Annotated in this window: 17 protein-coding genes, 2 tRNA genes and 1 other RNA gene; 18 read left to right on the top strand and 2 right to left on the bottom strand. The window is 42.1% G+C overall.

The genetic code is table 11. The annotated features are described in order from the left end of the window. Window positions 1-6 precede the first annotated feature (6 nt). From T344_RS0121760 to metA, 3 genes are all read left to right on the top strand, one after another. Window positions 7-1,164, top strand: coding sequence for an MFS transporter (locus T344_RS0121760; protein ID WP_027630452.1), 1,158 nt, complete (start codon window positions 7-9; stop codon window positions 1,162-1,164). A 312-nt stretch (window positions 1,165-1,476) separates the two neighbouring features. Beyond that, window positions 1,477-2,757, top strand: coding sequence for an O-acetylhomoserine aminocarboxypropyltransferase/cysteine synthase family protein (locus tag T344_RS0121755; protein WP_004629016.1), 1,281 nt, complete (start codon window positions 1,477-1,479; stop codon window positions 2,755-2,757). A gap of 456 nt (window positions 2,758-3,213) precedes the next feature. Continuing rightward, complete coding sequence (gene metA, locus T344_RS0121745; protein WP_027630450.1) at window positions 3,214-4,134, top strand: homoserine O-acetyltransferase MetA; 921 nt, start codon at window positions 3,214-3,216, stop codon at window positions 4,132-4,134. 251 nt (window positions 4,135-4,385) lie between these two features. Here metA and T344_RS0121740 read toward each other — a convergent pair whose 3' ends face one another. Continuing rightward, on the bottom strand, window positions 4,386-5,162 hold the full coding sequence (locus T344_RS0121740; protein ID WP_027630449.1) for a DUF6062 family protein: 777 nt from the start codon (window positions 5,160-5,162) through the stop codon (window positions 4,386-4,388). 290 nt (window positions 5,163-5,452) lie between these two features. On the opposite strand from T344_RS0121740, the gene T344_RS0121735 reads away from it, so the two are divergent. The 15 genes from T344_RS0121735 (at window position 5,453) to T344_RS30045 (ending at window position 17,565) form a co-directional block, all read left to right on the top strand. After that, window positions 5,453-6,346 (top strand): DNA-3-methyladenine glycosylase family protein, encoded by an 894-nt coding sequence (locus T344_RS0121735; RefSeq protein ID WP_027630448.1) that lies wholly within the window; start codon window positions 5,453-5,455, stop codon window positions 6,344-6,346. A gap of 125 nt (window positions 6,347-6,471) precedes the next feature. After that, window positions 6,472-6,726 (top strand): putative Se/S carrier protein, encoded by a 255-nt coding sequence (locus T344_RS0121730; RefSeq protein WP_004629072.1) that lies wholly within the window; start codon window positions 6,472-6,474, stop codon window positions 6,724-6,726. Window positions 6,727-6,895: 169 nt separating this feature from the next. After that, window positions 6,896-7,108, top strand: a non-coding RNA gene (gene ssrS, locus T344_RS30580) — 6S RNA. Window positions 7,109-7,481: 373 nt separating this feature from the next. Further along, window positions 7,482-8,198, top strand: coding sequence for a serine O-acetyltransferase EpsC (gene epsC, locus T344_RS0121725; RefSeq protein ID WP_027630447.1), 717 nt, complete (start codon window positions 7,482-7,484; stop codon window positions 8,196-8,198). 76 nt (window positions 8,199-8,274) lie between these two features. Further along, entirely contained in the window at window positions 8,275-9,660 is a 1,386-nt protein-coding gene (gene cysS / locus T344_RS0121720) for a cysteine--tRNA ligase (protein WP_027630446.1), read from the top strand. 248 nt (window positions 9,661-9,908) lie between these two features. Further along, the gene (locus tag T344_RS0121715; protein WP_027630445.1) at window positions 9,909-10,616 is read left to right on the top strand and encodes a LytR/AlgR family response regulator transcription factor; all 708 of its coding nucleotides are present in this window, start codon (window positions 9,909-9,911) and stop codon (window positions 10,614-10,616) included. Window positions 10,617-10,752: 136 nt separating this feature from the next. Beyond that, entirely contained in the window at window positions 10,753-11,589 is an 837-nt protein-coding gene (locus T344_RS0121710) for an NlpC/P60 family protein (RefSeq protein ID WP_027630444.1), read from the top strand. Window positions 11,590-11,864: 275 nt separating this feature from the next. After that, window positions 11,865-12,623: an exodeoxyribonuclease III gene (locus T344_RS0121705; protein ID WP_027630443.1), complete on the top strand. Its 759-nt coding sequence runs from the start codon at window positions 11,865-11,867 to the stop codon at window positions 12,621-12,623. 453 nt (window positions 12,624-13,076) lie between these two features. Beyond that, a complete protein-coding gene (locus T344_RS0121700; protein WP_027630442.1) occupies window positions 13,077-13,508 on the top strand; it encodes a Mini-ribonuclease 3 in 432 nt (143 codons plus the stop codon). A 294-nt stretch (window positions 13,509-13,802) separates the two neighbouring features. Beyond that, complete coding sequence (gene rlmB, locus T344_RS0121695; protein ID WP_422784868.1) at window positions 13,803-14,591, top strand: 23S rRNA (guanosine(2251)-2'-O)-methyltransferase RlmB; 789 nt, start codon at window positions 13,803-13,805, stop codon at window positions 14,589-14,591. 94 nt (window positions 14,592-14,685) lie between these two features. Continuing rightward, entirely contained in the window at window positions 14,686-15,198 is a 513-nt protein-coding gene (locus tag T344_RS0121690) for an NYN domain-containing protein (protein WP_051572144.1), read from the top strand. Window positions 15,199-15,295: 97 nt separating this feature from the next. Beyond that, complete coding sequence (sigH, locus tag T344_RS0121685) at window positions 15,296-15,940, top strand: RNA polymerase sporulation sigma factor SigH (protein ID WP_004629038.1); 645 nt, start codon at window positions 15,296-15,298, stop codon at window positions 15,938-15,940. An 87-nt stretch (window positions 15,941-16,027) separates the two neighbouring features. Beyond that, a tRNA-Gly gene (locus T344_RS0121680) sits at window positions 16,028-16,101 on the top strand. A 348-nt stretch (window positions 16,102-16,449) separates the two neighbouring features. Then, window positions 16,450-16,525 (top strand) — tRNA-Thr (locus T344_RS0121675). Window positions 16,526-17,037: 512 nt separating this feature from the next. Further along, on the top strand, window positions 17,038-17,565 hold the full coding sequence (locus T344_RS30045) for a GNAT family N-acetyltransferase (protein WP_051572142.1): 528 nt from the start codon (window positions 17,038-17,040) through the stop codon (window positions 17,563-17,565). Between the two features lie 412 nt (window positions 17,566-17,977). On the opposite strand, the gene T344_RS30575 is transcribed toward T344_RS30045, so the two are convergent. Next, a complete protein-coding gene (locus T344_RS30575; RefSeq protein WP_084331306.1) occupies window positions 17,978-18,142 on the bottom strand; it encodes a SymE family type I addiction module toxin in 165 nt (54 codons plus the stop codon). Between the last annotated feature and the right edge of the window lie 44 nt (window positions 18,143-18,186).

Genomic DNA, 18,186 nt, shown 5'->3' with positions numbered 1-18,186 from the left:
ATATTTATGAAGCAGAAGAAAAAAGCAGGTATGGTACTGCTGTGCAATCAAATGATTTTAATGGCAATGATATTGTCCTCCACAGGACTTGCCCTTCCAAGATTGAAGGAGGAAATCGGTCTGACCCCGGTACAGCAGGGGAGTCTGGTAAGTATCCAGTATTTCGGCTTTACAATAGCCGTACTCCTGGGCGGAATTTTGCTGGACAAATTCGGAAAGCTTAGAATTTTGAGCCTGTCCTTTGGAATACTGGCTTTTGCATCATTTTTGTTCGGAGCAGCATCACAATACTGGATGACTGTCCTTGGAGTCCTGCTGATCGGAGGTTTTGGAAGTATCACCCAAAACGCGCTCATATCTCTGGCTACAGGTTATGACAAACAAAACGCTGAAAAAAATAATGCATTCATAAACATGTTTTTTACCGTGGGAGCTGTATTGACCCCTATGCTGCTGCTGATTTTTATGCTCCTGTTCAATAAGTGGAGATATGCATATTACCTGGTGGGAGGTTTGTGCCTGATGGTAGCATTGATAACTTCGGGCTACAGGGACGAGAAGACCGGTAATCAGCTATCTTTTAAGAATACTTTTTCAATATATGTTAAAGCCCTGAAAACACCGTCATATTTGATTGCACCGTCGGCACTGTTTTTGTATGTGGGAGCAGAGATAGGTATTTGGGGCTTTGCACCGGTATTTTTTGAAAACCAGGGTTATGGGAGGGTTTCAGGTATATTGGCGAGTATCCTTATCTGGGTTTCGATGTTTGCGGGAAGATCTCTTTCAGTAAGGCTGCTGAAAAGCTATAATATGTCCCGGATCCTTATAACGCATGGGATTCTGGCTGTAGTAGCTTTGACCTGCGTTATTTTCTCGGGTCAGACAGCTTCAATAGTCTGGATCGGAATATCAGGTTTTGCATGTGCACCTTTTTACCCGCTGCTGGTGACCTGGATGACACGGATAACAGGGGAAAAAAGCAGCAGTGCCCTGGCCCTGGCAATGGCTTTCGGATCTATGGGGGCTGTGCTTGCAGGATGGATTTCGGGCATGGTGGTTGATAACTGGGGGGCCAGGTATATCACAGCAGTACCGGCACTTTCGCTGGTGTTGGTTGTTGTATTGCTGGCAGTATTCAAAAACAAAAGGGCAGCGGAATAACAGAATAACGAAATTTTACATAAAGACAATTGCAATACATGAGTTATTGTTTATAATGGTGCGCCTGCGCTATTAAATAGTACTCACATATATTTCAATTGTCTTTTTCCATATTAATAAAAATTATGCTGCCATTGAATATCAAATCAAAATATATAGAAAACTAGAAGATGAAATTTAAATTCAAATTCCGCATGAAAAACAAAAAATAAATCAAATAAATGTATTGACTTAAATGGTAAACAAAGGTATAGTATTATCAATATATATTAAACTTATCGTAATACTAGGAATTAAATAGGAGGTGGCCATATGAGCCGAAAATTAAGTTTTGATACTTTACAGGTACATGCAGGGCAGGAAGTAGATCCAACAACCAGATCCAGGGCTGTTCCCATTTACCAGACTTCATCATATGTATTCGAGGATGCCGACAACGCAGCAGATTTATTTGGTTTGAGAGCATCCGGAAACATCTATACGAGAATAATGAATCCTACCAATGATGTTTTTGAAAAAAGGATAGCGGCATTGGAAGGCGGGACTGCTGCTCTGGCTGTAGCCTCAGGTTCGGCGGCGGTTACCTATTCAATTTTAAATATTGCAGGTGCAGGAGATAACATAGTTTCGGCAAACACCATATATGGCGGTACCTATAACCTGTTTGCCGTAACACTTCCAAAGTACGGTGTAACCACAACCTTTGTAAATCCCGATGACCTGGAGAACTTTGAAAAGGCTATAAATGACAAGACAAAGGCCATATTCATAGAGTCCATCGGAAATCCAAATGCAAATATAATAGATATAGAGGCGGTAGCCGACATTGCACATAAAAACGGAATACCTCTTTTAATTGATAATACCTTCGGAACTCCATATCTGGTCAGACCTATAGAATACGGTGCCGACGTGGTAATTCATTCGGCAACAAAATTTATTGGCGGACACGGAACTTCAATCGGGGGAGTAATAGTTGACGGAGGCAAATTTGATTATGCTGCCAGCGGCAAATTCCCGGGCTTTACACAGCCTGATGAAAGCTATCACGGAGTGGTGTATTCACAATTGGGCGGAGTTGCTTTTGTGACAAAAACGAGAGTGCAGCTTTTGAGAGACACCGGTGCGGCAATCAGCCCCTTCAATTCCTTCCTTTTCATTCAAGGACTTGAAACCCTGTCCCTGAGAGTTGAAAAACATGTCAGCAATACAAAGAAAATCGCTGAACATCTGGAAAATCATCCTCTTGTGGAGTGGGTTAATTACCCAAGCCTCAAGAGCAACAAATACTATGAGCTGGCGCAGAAATACGTTCCAAAGGGAGCAGGTTCAATATTCACCTTCGGAATAAAGGGCGGAATAGACGAGGCAAAGAAATTCATTGACAGTCTTGAAATATTTTCACTGCTTGCAAATGTTGCTGATGCAAAATCCCTGGTTATACACCCTGCCACAACCACTCATTCACAGCTGTCTGAAAAGGATCTTGCCGAGTCGGGCGTTACACCCAATACAGTCCGCCTGTCGGTGGGAATAGAGGATGCCGACGATCTCATATATGACCTTGACCAGGCCCTGGAAAAAATAAAATAACACAGCTGCCATAATGTAGATTTATCAATAATATAGTTCCCATAATAAGGCTGCTGCAAAACCAAAGCAAATGAAATACATATGAAAGATATTGTAACTATGCTTCGTCATATGGAAGCGTACTTGTATGATAATATCAATCGTGTATGGCTTTTGCCCGGTTTTGCGGCAGCTCTTTTTGTTATTGGGGCATAACTTGTGCAGTGACTTTGTTCTTTGTGGTTGACATTTCATTTCATAAATATATAATTTATATTACTACGTTCAGTGGAAACCGGTGTTCAAAAATGCTGATGTACGGCCGGATAAACACTTTAACGGCTTTGTCCTTGGCCGCCGGAAGCAACGGGACACTGTAAAAACCGCAGCATGTGCAATTTACGCCTTACCCGGCTCACGGTAAGTGCGAAAGCCTTATAAAAAATATTGTGAGCCGGAAAGGCCTGTGGGACTTATATGCCAATTAGAATACCTGATAATCTACCAGCAGCAGAAATTTTAAACAAAGAAAATATATTTGTCATGTTTGAGGACCGGGCATATCATCAGGATATAAGGCCCCTTAAAATAGTCATATTAAACCTGATGCCAACAAAAATAACCACAGAGACACAGCTGCTGAGACTAATAGGAAATACACCAATACAGATAGAAACGGTTTTGCTGTATCCTGCATCCCATATACCAAAAAATACACCTGAGGCGCATCTTCTTGAGTTCTACAAAACCTTCGATGAAATCCGGAACGAGCATTTCGACGGATTGATAATAACGGGCGCTCCCGTGGAGCAAATACCCTTTGAACAGGTGAACTACTGGGAGGAGCTGACCCGCATCATGGACTGGAGCCTCACGAATGTCTACTCCACGCTTCATATATGCTGGGGTGCACAGGCCGGCCTGTATTATCACTACGGCATTCCCAAATATGATATTCCGAACAAAATGTTCGGCGTATTCCCCCACACAAAGAGTAAAGAGCATGTCAAGCTGCTCAGAGGCTTTGATGATATATTCTATGTACCTCACTCAAGGCATACCGAGGTAAGAAAGGAAGATATCTCCGGGGTGGACGGGCTGGAAATTCTGTCGGAGTCTGAAGAAGCCGGGGTATATCTGGTGGCCTCAAAGGACGGAAGACACATATTTGCAACAGGACACAGCGAATACGATCCGCTTACGCTTAAGGCCGAATATGTCAGGGATGTGGAAAAGGGACTGGAAATAGAGGTGCCCAAAAACTATTTCCCCGGCGATGATCCGGACAAACAGCCCATAGTAAGATGGAGGGGACATGCGAATCTCTTATTCCTGAACTGGCTGAACTATTATGTGTACCAGGAAACTCCGTACGATTTGACAAAGATAGGCAAGTGAGCCGGAAGAATATTGTTACCTATGAGCACCTAAAAGTTTTTAACAATCCATATCTTTTTCATCTGGTGTCCGCCGATTCACTTTGAAGACCCGGACACCCTGGTAGTGTAGTTATTGCGACATTGATTGCTGTGCCAGGGGGAGGACCGGTACAGGATGGGGATGGGGTAGCAGTCTTTTTGGGTGCTCATAGGGTAGATAGAAATACTCTATCTACTTTACATAATATTTCCGGACATAATAAAATGTTACTATTTTAAATCACTATTTCCTCTTATTTTTTGAATACTTCTGATTACCGCATCCTTTGAATTACCCCAGGGGGCATCATTGTACCTGTAGTCGAATTTTTTGGTAAACCAGTCAACTTCCTTCTCGATCCGATCCATATTGGCAAGCTGCAATTCCATTAAATTTTTAGTAAAGATTGCTGTCTCATTGGCATTAAGATATTTTTTGGTAGAGGACAGCAGCTGCTTCAAATGTTTCAGACAGAATCCCTTTTTTGAATGGAACTTTTCCCTGAATTCTGGTTCCTTGAAATACAGGTGAAAAACAACATCGATATATCTGTCCATGGTGTGTTCAAGCTTACGGCATATGGCACAGCTTTTTTCGATATTGTCCAGCTGTGATACCAGCTCGGCCACAAGTTTTTCGGTATCGGTCTGCTTTGAGGACAGCTTGTTGGACAGGTTTTTTACCAGACCTGTGGAGGCGTCCTTATTCAAGGCTTCAGCCTTGCTGTCGTAAAGTTTTTTCATAGCTTTGTTTTTTTCCTGGAGGAAGGTATCGATCATCAGAGCCAGTCCAAGGCGGTTGGACTGTTTGTTGTACATGGCTTCGAAATGAGTGCGGCAAAACCCGAGTTCATTGGTTTCCTGGCGTTTGTCAGGCTCCATGAGAGCAGGTCCCAGTGCATATTCAACACTTTCCTCCTCAAGTTTTTTCTCCAGGACGCAGAGCGGACATTCGCATTCCACTGCAAAAGCGTCTGTAACAGGCAGGGTATAAATCTTTTCCTTCATAAGATATGTTTCTCCTATAACTATACTTAAACTATAAACTTTAAATTAAAAATTAATTAAGCCATCAAGCCATACTTGTCCGGCAAATATGCCATCATAAATCATATTTCAATCATATTTGAACCGGGCAGTATTTGACATTTGCCCGCTTCGACCTGTTGTATTACAATAATGAATTATATCACTTTATTGACAGTTCGGATACTGCAATCCATTCAGAGAAAAATTGATTCAACAAAAAACATATGGGTAAGAACTAATAGTAAAAGGGGTTAAAAAGGAGAACACTCATGAAATACAAGGGTTATATGTTAGAAGAAAAGGGCGGCTGCCTAAAGGTGGGGAATGTAAAGGATTTTGATCTGACGCATATATTTGAGTGCGGACAATGCTTCAGGTGGATCAAACAGCCCGACGGAAGCTACAGGGGGATTGTCAACGGCAGAGCGGCCAGGGTGAGCTTTGACGGAGAGACGCTGTATATAGAAAACTCGGGAATACAGGACTTTATGGATATTTGGTTTGATTATTTTGATCTGGGGACCGATTATTCCCGGATAAAGGCAGTCCTGGAGAGGGATGAAGTCATGCGGGAGGCCATAAAGACCGGTAACGGAATAAGGCTGCTGCGGCAGGACTTCTGGGAGATGCTCATTTCCTTTATCATTTCAGCCAACAATATGATACCGAGAATAATGAGAACCGTGGACACACTTTCCATGCTGAAGGGCGATTGCATCGAGGCCGGCAGTTCCAGCTACAGCTTCCCCGGAATTGAACAGCTGGCGGCGGCTTCGCTTGAGGAAATACAACAGTGCAGGGCCGGCTTCAGGTGTAAATATATTTATCAGACCGCTCAGCTGATGAAGGCCGGAAATATCACCAGGGACAGGCTTATGGAGATGAAAACCGAAGCCGCCAGAAAAGAACTTATGACGCTCCCGGGAGTGGGCCCGAAGGTGGCCGACTGCATCCTGCTGTTCAGCGGCTTGAAATATGATGTTTTTCCTACCGATGTCTGGGTAAAAAGAGTCATGGAGGAGCTGTACCTGAAAAGGGAAGCCAGTCTCAAGGAAATACAGCAGTATGCCGGAGATAATTTTGGAGCTTTGACAGGGTATGCCCAGCAGTATCTGTTTTACCATGCAAGGCTGAACAGGATAGGGATGTCCCCCCGGAAATAATATGCGGTTCCTTCGTACGGAACTTTTTATCCATCGCTTCTATATTATGTAGTATGACAGCAATAGTAGCTTCACAGCAAATAAGGGCACATATAATAATTTTTTATGCAGATGGAGTGGTTTTTATGAAGTGCATAGCAGTATTGGAAACGGGTAATTATGTATATAAGCTGGAATCTGCTCTTGAAAGGAAAGGTCTAAAATTCGATATAGTTTCGACTCCATGTAATGTGGCTAAAGGCGGCTGTGGTTTGTGCCTGAAATTTCCGGAAGAGTATCTGCCTGTTGTAAGAAACGTGGCAGTTGAGTGCCATACGCCTGTAAAGGCTTTTTACAGGGTTGTACCGGGCTTCACAAAAAACAGGTATCAGAGAATATAGTAAAGAGATTCATTATGAGAAAGATAACGGCAGATAGCAGGAGATATATTACCTATACAATTTTTTAAAATATTTTACAATGTATGTTACAGGTGTTATAATAGGGCTATAAAACGCAGTGAATGATAGGATTTGAGTCACATCAGGCTTATCTTTTCCAAGTTAATAAGATATCCTGAAATGAGCGAATAAAACCTTTTATTTTGAACCTACATCTGTAATAAGGGAGTCTGCTGTCTGGTATTCTATGTCAGGCCTTGGTTAATTCCGACACACGGCGTGAACGTTGTGCAACGGCGAAGGAAGACTGAAAATGCCACCGGGACACCCACCTAGCTTGGGCTAGGTGTCAAAATACTGGGGACGCCATTTTGGGAATTAATTAAGGAACAGTTGAATAATAAATTCCGGAGAGTAAAGCGAGGTATTGTTTCGTTAGGCAAGGCGGAGGAGTGAGGAATATTTACTATATTCCGATTGACGACAACGCAGTTATAACGAAAAAATAGCCGCTTTAGAATCGGAAGTTATTATTTGGCTGTTCCTTAGGCATAGGGGGCAGAAATGCCCCTTCGCTTTGTCCAAAAAAGTTGTCTCACTCCTTATTTACATAGAATTTCAAAACTGTTAAAATGTCTATAACTAATGCCGTACTTATCCTGATGTGTATCAGGACATTTTTACCGGAATATACTGTATAAGGAATAATACTGCAAGCATTATAGCTGCAAACAATATATATAAAGGACGAAAATATGGGCAAATTACTTGATGATGCCAGATTAATAGCAAGCCGGGACCCTGCCGCCAAAAGTACCCTGGAGGTAATACTGCTTTACCCGGGCTTTCATGCGCTGGTTTATCACAGGGCGGCACACTGGTTTTACAGGAAGAAAAGATTCTTCACAGCCAGATTTATATCGCAGTTTGCACGTCACTTTACAGGAATTGAAATCCATCCCGGTGCAAAAATAGGCAAAGGCCTGTTTATTGACCATGGCATGGGTGTTGTAATTGGTGAATCGGCCGAGATTGGTGACTATTGTACTATTTATCACGGAGTGACCCTGGGGGGAACAGGCAAGGATAAGGGCGCAAAGCGCCATCCCACTGTGGGGAACAATGTCCTAATAGGTGCGGGCGCCAAGGTTCTGGGGCCCTTTAAAATCGGGGACAATTCTACCATTGGTGCCAATACCTTTGTGTCCTTTGAGGTTGAACCCTACTCAACCGTAGTCGGAGTTAAGGGGAGAACCGTCAAGAAAGGCAACAGGAGAGTTATCAGTCCTTCCGAATCGCTGGATCAGATACATATGCCAGACCCGATTTCACAGGAAATCTGCAGACTGGAAAGCAGAATTCAGCATGTGGAGCGGCAGTGTTTCAAATCCGGGGATGAAGGTTTGCATGCAGATATGAAGGCAAGGGAAGGGAAAGAAAGCAGGCACAGTGACAATAAGCATGAAAAATAAACATGGATAAAAATATAAAAGCAGCTTTAATAGAAATTTTTATTACCGCGTGTATAACACGGGATGGAGGGCAAGGATGAAGGTTTACAATACACTGTCAAGAAAAAAGGAAGAGTTTAAGCCAATAAATGATAAAGAGGTAAGAATATATTCATGCGGTCCTACCGTATATAATTTTGCCCATATCGGCAATCTGAGAACCTATGTGTTCATGGATATATTAAGAAGAGTTCTGGAATATAACGGTTATTCCCTGAAACATGTAATGAATATAACAGATGTGGGACACCTGGTATCCGATGAGGATGACGGTGAAGACAAAATGCTGAAGGGAGCCCGTGAACAGAAAAAAACCCCCTGGGAAATAGCAGAGTACTATACAAACGTGTTTATGAAGGACATTAAGGCTCTCAATGTGGAGATTCCAGAAATTGTACCGAAGGCAACAGAGCACATACCCGAAATGCTGGAGTTTGTCAATGGCCTTGTAGACAAGGGTTTTGGCTATGAAACCAGCGACGGCATATATTTTGACATACAGAAATTCGAGGGATACGGAAAGCTTTCCAGGGCAAACCTTGAGGATCAGATAGCCGGTGCCAGGGTGGAGGTCAATGAAGAAAAACATCACCCAGCTGATTTCGCCCTCTGGAAGAAGGCTCCAAAAGAGCATATCATGCAGTGGCCAAGCCAGTGGGGAATGGGATATCCGGGCTGGCATATAGAGTGCTCCGCAATGGGCAGAAAATATCTGGGTGATATTTTTGATATTCACACCGGCGGAGTGGACCATATCCCGGTACACCATGAAAATGAATTGGCACAGTCGGAGGCACTGCTGGGCAAGCCTGCGGTCAACTACTGGATGCACGGTGAGTTCATGATGGTCAATAACGGAAAGATGTCCAAGAGCCTGGGCAATACCTATACCATTGATGATCTGGAAAAGAAGGGCTTTGACCCGCTGGCATTCAGATATATGTGCCTGAATGCACACTACAGGAACAAGCTCAATTTCACCTGGGAGGTTATGCAGTCGGCCCAGGTATCCTATGACAGATTTGTTGAAGGAGCGCTGGCACATAAGGACGGAACAGAGCAGGTTGATGCGGCCGTAACAGATGAATTCCTCCGTGAATTCGAAGAAGCGGTAAATGATGACCTGAACATACCCAAAGCCCTGGGAATAGCCTGGAATGCCGTAAGATACGGCAAGAATTCGCCGCAGATATTTGAGCTTCTAACCAGAATGAATAAAATCTTCGGTTTTGATTTAAGCAAAAAGAAAATCCAGGACAACGGTCCGGAAATAAGTCCAGAGGTTCAGAAGCTGGTGGACGAAAGGCAGCAGGCCAGAGCCGAGAAAAACTGGAAGCGTTCCGACGAAATCAGGGATGAGCTGAAAGCCATGGGAATTGTTGTGGAAGATACGGCAGCAGGACCAAAGGTTAGGTTTTTGTAAGGGAATGCAGGTGTATATAGTCTATATAATATAAAATGAACAAATCATAGGACTTAAACAAACCGGTGCTTTAAACGGATTTGTTTAAGTCCTTGTTTATTATTTACCGGGATATGCCGCGGAAAATATTGTTAATGTATGCTATTTCCATAAAAGTAAAAGTAATGTATAATATTAAATTAACATGTTATGCTAATTGGTTAATCGGTATTATAACATTAAACGCAGCTTTATTTAGGAGGGCAAACATGAATATTGCAATATGTGACCGCATTCCGCCAGACAGGGATATTTTATCCTGCTATATAAGAAAGTATTGCTCCGAACGATCCTGGGATTGCCGCATTGATGCATATGGCAGTTGTGAGGAATTGCTTCGGGCATTTTCGGCCAATTCCTACCAGATGGTATTCATAGATCTGTACCATTCCGGGCTGGAGAATATGGAAGGGGCTAAAAAAATCCGCTCAATTGATACCGGGGCTATCCTGGTCTTAATTACCGATATGGAAACAAATTTTCAGGAAGGTTATGAGCTGGGGATCAGAAATTATCTTGTCAAACCTCTGGAGGAGGGCAGTGTAAGATCCTGCCTGAGGCGTTCCTCAAAATATATTTTTAACCGCAGTCTGGAGGTTTTATCCGAGAAAACCCATGTAAAAGTGCCTCAGCAGGACATCAGGTATATTGAAAACCTTAACGGCACCAGCATCATACACACCGAAAATTACCTCATAAAGACCGGCTCGAGCCTGGATGAGCTGGAAAAGCAGCTGGAGGGCAGCAAATTCATAAGATGTCATCCGTGTTACCTGGTAAATATTGATTCGATATCTAAAATTAATGTCAAATCCCTTGAAATAAAAAACGGCAGGGAGATACCCATACTTCTGCCTGACAGGGAAAAGGTGCTGGAAAGGTACTTCTCCACCAGGCTGGTAGTCTGTACCACCTGAATTCATATATTGCCGGCGGGTTAAATGAAAATAAGTCAACGTAGAAAACAGGAATGAAATAATCCAATAGCATGAAGTTTATTTTCCTCATATTATGAAATTATCATAAAAAAATCAAACGGGAAGGTGGATTTCATTGAACAAGCTTCAGGAGTTTTTAGCAATAGTCAATTCCAAAATCGGGGCAGGGTATGTTTACGGGGGCCAGAACGGAGAGCCGTTGACCGGTGAGGCACTGGCAAAGCTGGTCAATACCTTCGGAAAATCAAAGTACTATTATACTAACTATTCGGCGGAAAAGTGGATAGGCTATCAATATTTCGACTGCTCAGGGCTGATTGTATATACACTGCGGAGAATGGGCTTAATACCCATGATTGCAGATTATTCGGCCCAGAGCATTTTTTCTGTTTTATGCAGCCCTGTAAGCAAAGGCCGGCTCAGACCGGGCGACATATGTTTTAGAAACACTGACACCAACGGAATAGTACATTGCGGCATCTATACGGGGAATGACAGGATAACCCATGCAAGAGGAACTTTCTACGGTGTTGTCAATACCCAGCTGTTTGATTCCTTCAATACCTTCGGCAGGCTGAAATATTTCACTGGGGAGTACAACGATACCAAAATAACCTTTGAACAGTCGGTTAAGACCGTGCCTGCCGATATCAATATTTATGACCTGCCTGATGAGGCCTCTGCGGTTGTCACAAAGCTGAAGGCCGGCGGCACGGCAAATATTGAGGCAGTTTTGAGCGGAAACTGGTATTTGGTGAGATTAACCGGCAAAATGGGGTATATAAAACTTAAGACACTTGCCGATAATGACGACCTTAAAAAAGCCCTGGAATTCATAAGCCAGAAGTCGGGAATTGACAAGATTTACTGGTATAATCAGGCCATGAATACCAAGTGGCTGGACGTGTGCTTCATAAGGATAGCGGAGGGCTTTGGAGGGTTGAAAAAGTAAAGGGCCATCCATTTGCCGCTTGAAGAGGGCTATGTTATAATAGTGGTCTGTAGCACCTGAAAATCATATATTGCCGGCGGTTAAATTTTCCGGGACGTCGCCACAGTCAGTTGGAATAAAGCAATTATTCCGCCCTCCTATGCATGGTTCTGGGAAAAGTTCTCCTGCCGTACAATATGCGTTTTGGATGTTACCGACTATAAGGACTGAAAATACATTAAGGCAAAGCTTTAAATTTATATATTGAATTTATAATATCAGTGGGGGAGAAACGTATGATAAAGCTTATTTCATGGAATGTAAACGGCCTCAGGGCATGTATGGATAAAGGGTTTTTAGATTTTTTCAGGCAAACTGATGCCGATATATTCTGCCTGCAGGAAACCAAGCTGCAGCAGGGTCAAATAGAGCTGGAGCTTGAGGGCTATCACCAGTTCTGGAATTATGCGGAGAAAAAAGGCTATTCCGGCACTGCGGTATTTACCAAAATCGAACCTGTAGCCTCCTCCTGCGGTATCGGCATCCAGGAGCACGATAATGAGGGCCGCGTAATCACTCTGGAATTCGAGACTTTTTATCTTGTGAATGTGTATACTCCAAATTCCAAAAGAGAGCTTGAAAGGCTTGACTACAGAATGAAGTGGGAGGACGATTTCAGAACGTATCTCAAGCAGCTGGAGCAAAAGAAGCCTGTGATCCTGTGCGGGGACCTCAATGTGGCCCACCGGGAGATCGATTTGAAGAATCCTAAAACAAACAGGACAAATGCGGGTTTTACCGACCAGGAAAGGGAGAAGTTTTCCCAGCTGCTTGACAATGGTTTTGTGGATACTTTCAGAACCATTTATCCCGACAAGACCGACGCATATACCTGGTGGTCCTACATGTTCAAGGCCAGAGAAAAGAATTCCGGCTGGAGAATCGACTATTTCTGCGTCTCTGAGTGCCTTAAGGACCGGATAAACGATGCATATATCTTTTCGGAAACACTGGGTTCGGATCACTGTCCCGTGGGTTTGGAGATACAAATATAATTTTATGTTACCGGTTTTCATATTTTTTGTTTTCATAAGAATTTACCCAATTTGGTATGCTAAATTGGGGTTATTTTATTCACAACGTGGATAAGCCTATTTTAAACATATACACAGATTAGTCCACATTATCCACAGAAAACCTGTCCACATTATGAATAAATTGTGGAAAAACATGAGATTATCATTAATATACTGTGCTTTGACTTGGATTATACCTGAATAGCTGTGGATAAGTTACAGGGCATCCAATAAAAATATAAATAAAATGTAAATAAAAAGTAAATAGAAAATATATATGAGAAGGTATGTTTTCTCAATACAAATTTGTTTTAACTGAAATAACTTTAGTGTATAATAGCAGTAGTCATCAGGAACAGAACCGGACTAACCGGCCGGTGTTTTTGGTGTCCCTGGATACCTGGAATTTGAAAAATCAGTTTGGAGATAATAATGTTTGAAGATATTATTGGCAATATGCGCGGGGATTTTGATATTAAACCCATTGAAGTGATGAATCTGCAGCCTCTTGTTCTTGCATATATCGGAGATGCCATTTATGAAGCTTATGTCCGTACAATGCTTGTTGTAAATAAGAAGACAAATGTAAACATGCTTCATAAAATGTCGGTGAAGTTCGTAAAGGCCAAAGCACAGTCCGACACCGTAAAACGTATTATGGACAGGCTCACTGCCGAAGAGCAGGATGTGGTCAGAAGGGGGCGGAATGCAAAATCCGCAACAGTGCCAAAGCATGCTGAAGTGACTGACTACAGGTATTCCACAGGGTATGAAGCTCTTGTTGGCTATCTGTATCTTACAAAACAAACCGAGAGACTGATGGATATATTGAGGATGTCGGTGGAAGACGGCAGTCAGGAGTAATTGTCGGGAAATAACTGACTTTGACACAAGTGTAACTTTATTATTTATATTTTATTATATTATATCGCTGCATGGCAGCGGAATGGAGATTATATGGCAGGGGAAAGAAGATCGGGAAACGGTATGCGCGGCGATAGAAAAGGCTCATTCAACGACAGGAGAAGCCCCAGATTTGAAGCTGATAAAAGGGGTTCCTTCGGAGATAAAAGAACATCAAAGACGGATAAGTTTGACGGCAGCAGAAAAGGACCCCGTCAGGAGAAAAAATCAGGCGGGACAGCTCCTGAGAAACGTATGCCAAGAGAGCCTAAATTGGACGCAGAGGTTCAGGAGGAACAGCTTGGAGACAATGACAAGCTTGAAGGCAGAAATTCTATTTTAGAGGCTTTGAGGGCCAACAGGACCATAAATAAATTATTTGTAATAAAAGGCGAGCGTGAAGGCTCCATCCGTCAGATCGTGGCCATGGCCAGAGAAAAAGGCATAATAGTGACCGAGGTGGAAAAAAGTGCCCTGGACAGCATGTCGAGTTCCAGATCCCATCAGGGTGTTATTGCCTTTGTGGCGGTTAAGGAATATGTGGAGGTTGATGATATATTACAGCTTGCGCAGGAAAAAGGGCAGCCTCCCTTTATTATAATTCTGGATGAAATCGCTGATCCCCACAATTTTGGAGCAATCCTCAGAACAGCCAATGCGGTGGGTGCCCATGGTGTGATCATTCCAAAAAGAAGAGCTATAGGCCTGACCTCGGCGGTTTCAAAGGCAGCGGCAGGGGCGGTGGAATATGTTCCGGTATCAAGAGTCACAAATATTGCCCAGACGATAGAATACCTGAAAAAAAACAATGTCTGGGTTGTGGGCACTGATGCAACAGGTGAAAAGGCGTTTTATGAAAGTGATCTGAAGGGTCCTCTGGCGCTGGTTGTGGGCAGTGAGGGAGAGGGAATGGGCAAGCTCATTCGTGAAAAGTGTGATTTTGTTGTAAATATCCCTATGCAGGGTGAAATAAGCTCATTAAATGCTTCAGTTGCAGCCGCAATTGTTATGTACGAGATATTGAAGCAAAGGGGAAGGTCATAGGTAGCATGGAAAAGATTAAATAACATAAATATCACCTTAAGGATCAGGTTTTTATTATTTAGTCATTCCATGAATACTGACTGTAATGGGGTCAATGGAGTATCTGGTTATAGATGGTTATAATGTTATAAATCAATGGACCGACCTTTTTGATTTAAAAAAAGATTCCCTGGAGGACTGCAGAGACAGGCTTCTCAATATGCTTTCCAACTATCAGGGTTACAAGGATATTGAAATAATAGTGGTTTTTGATGCTTATATGCAAAAAGGCGGTCCCAATAGGGTTCAGGATTTTGATAAACTCAAGGTCGTATATACAAAAGAAGGTGAAACGGCCGACAGCTTTATTGAAAGGTTTGTTTATCTGCATGGAAGGTCCAATCTGGTAAAGGTTGTAACCTCCGATTTCCTGGAACAGATCATTACAATGTCTTCAGGCGGAATAAGGGTGTCTCCCAGAGAATTCAGGATGGAAATTCAAACCGATTTGAAGGCTGCCGACGAGAGCGGATACAAACACAAGCATCCGATAAAAAGTAATGAAATCATGTCAAAGGTGTCACCCGACATATATGAAAAACTTGATAAGATCCGTAAGGGAAAGTAAAGCTTGACATAATCGGGGTAGTCCCATATAATTTAGTGTGAGTGTCTATCTCTATTTTTACCATTCTTTAATTAGCCGAAAAGTGGGGGCAACTGCATTGAAAACTAACGTAAGGGCTGAGGTCTATCAGACGTATACCGGAATGATAGATGAGGATGTAATACAAGAGGCAAAGGCTGGTAGTGAAAAAGCGCTGGAGTATCTTATCAACAAGTACAAGAGCTTTGTTCGGGCAAAGGCCAGAACATATTTTCTCATTGGAGCTGACCGCGAAGATATTATACAAGAAGGTATGATTGGATTGTTTAAGGCAATCAGAGACTATAAAGGGGACAAGCTGTCATCCTTCAGGGCCTTTGCGGAGCTATGCATAACACGCCAGATTATTACTGCCATCAAAACGGCTACGAGACAAAAGCACATTCCCCTGAATTCCTATGTTTCATTAAACAAGCCAATTTTCGATGAAGAATCCGACAGAACCCTGATGGATGTCATCAGTGAGGAAAACATCAGCGATCCTGAAGAGCTTGTTATAAACAGGGAAGAATTTTTGGGAATTGAAAACAAGATGGGCGAGATACTGAGTTCCCTTGAGTGGGAGGTTCTGACTTCCTACCTGGAAGGCAAATCCTATCAGGAAATTGCCGAGGACCTGGACAGGCATGTAAAATCAATTGATAATGCGCTACAGCGAGTAAAACGTAAATTGGAGAAATATCTTGAAGAACAGAAAGCATAATCGTCAAAAACAGGCTTAAATGCTACTGGACGGAGGCAGGGCAAACATGCTATAATTCTCTAGTCCATTAGCCCTGCTACATAGAGTGCGGGTGTAGTTCAATGGCAGAACATCAGCTTCCCAAGCTGATTGCGTGGGTTCGATTCCCATCACCCGCTCCAAAAAAACTTAAAGGTTTGATAAGCAAGTTCCTAACGTAATATAAAAATCTTTAGGAATCGAACCCGAGAGGGCTCGAACGGCAGACAGAGTCTGCACAAAAGGGTCTGAACGACCGTTTTGTAGTGAGAGTAGGAAGCCCGGCACCGTGAGTAAAACGAATGGTGGGCGACGTCACAAGCACGAGAAGCGTGCGTGATTCCCATCACCCGCTCCAGTAATAAAACCAAGGTATTGGCAGGAACTCCTGACGCAGCAGCATACAAAAGCTCTCAGGAATCAAACCCGGAAGGCTCCGGCCGAGGACAAGCCTGTACAGAGAGTGGACCGCACCACAAAACTTAATAGCTGCTCCCATAGCTCAGTTGGCAGAGCGCATCCATGGTAAGGATGAGGTCATCAGTTCGACTCTGATTGGGAGCTCCAAAAAGAAATACCTCCGACGAAAGTCAGGAGGTATTTCTTTTTGTGTGCTCCTGGCTCGGATGCAAATGCTGACCTCAATGCGTAACGTGAAGCGCTCTGCCGGGCAGAGCCTGCGAAGCAAAAAGCGAGCAATACAAGGAAGGCGTGATCCGAGGAGCGGAGCGTATGAGATACGAGAGCACCGGAGGAGAGCAGCATGACGAAGTATTGGGAAGGTTTTTGAGAGCAGAGCATTCATGGTAAGGATGAGGTCAGGTTCGACTCTGATTGGGAGCTCCAATAAAATTAAGGATTCCGAGATTGTAAAATCTCGGAAGTTTTTGTTTTGACAGAAATTTGACAGAAATAGCTTATTTTTATTTCGCGTCATATCTAACTATTATTCGTTGTATTTAGTTGTAATAAATAGTAATATTATTAATATTGTATGTTAAAGTGGATGGCTATTGTTTGTAGGTAGAGACTTCATAATAAGCAAACTGTTAAGATAGCCGTATTTTGGAGGTCATTTTATGATAAGTATTCAAGGTGATAATATTTGTTTAAGGTCATTTAAAAGAAATGAATATCATCAATTATGGAAGTCTTATGTTGCAGATTCGGTCATGGACCCAAATCCATATTTGTATAATGAGGAAAAAGTTAATATTCGTTTTGATTCTATTACTAAAAATGAGTCAGTGTACCCAAGAATCGGAATTTTTTTATTAGATGAAACAGTAATTGGCGAGGTTTCAATTAAAAGAATTGATTATGACAAAGGTAAATGTGAACTTGGTATCTTTCTTGCCAATGACAATTATAAGGGATTAGGGTATGGAACCAAGGCAGTAAAACTAGCTATAGATTACATATTCAATACATTAAAACTAAAAAATATCTATGCTGATACAATGGGTTCTAACCTAAAAATGCAAAGGATCTTTAATAATTTTGGATTTAAGTTCATTAATAAGGAAGAACAATTCTATAATATGAATAATAGATGGGAAGATAAACTAAACTATGTAATCACAAAAAATCAATACAATAATTATTAGGAGTTAATTATTTAAAGAAAGACTGTTTTGTTCTCGTTTTCAACAGTCAAATAATTAATAACCTGTGAATTAACCTTACGCTTAGTGCTTGACACAGCCTTTTAACTTCCGAAAAAATAAGACGGGTTACTCTTATAAAATCACGGACATTGCAACATTAAAAACACAGTAGTATCAAATTTTTGAATAGATTACATTAAAATTTTCCAATCCGTGGGCAAGGGTGAGGTCAACAGTTGAACTTTGATTAGGAGATCTAAAAGAAATACCTCGACAAAGTTGAGAGGTATTTCTTTTGGTGTTACCCAGCCCGGGTTCAAGTACTGACCTATCTATTCAAATATGTATTATAATGTAATAAAAATTATGATGGTTTGAAAATATTTATCATAACCTTAGTCAAATATTTTCTTTATTTTTGCTTTGCAATAATCAGTTGTCCGTACTTTTCCTCAATAATAATCTTTGAATTGGGCTGAAAACCGATTTTCTCCAGCCATTTGCCTTGTATTCTAATTTGTGGCACTTCTGCATTACCTGATGTTGTGCTGTATACAGTTAATTTCCTGGCTTGCATCTTATAAGCCTCCTATTTAAATTATTTGATTACAACTACAAACA

Origin of the sequence: Ruminiclostridium cellobioparum DSM 1351 = ATCC 15832 (assembly GCF_000621505.1) — a bacterium.
GTDB lineage: Bacteria > Bacillota > Clostridia > Acetivibrionales > DSM-1351 > Ruminiclostridium > Ruminiclostridium cellobioparum.
This window is presented reverse-complemented; position numbering and strand designations above follow the sequence as displayed.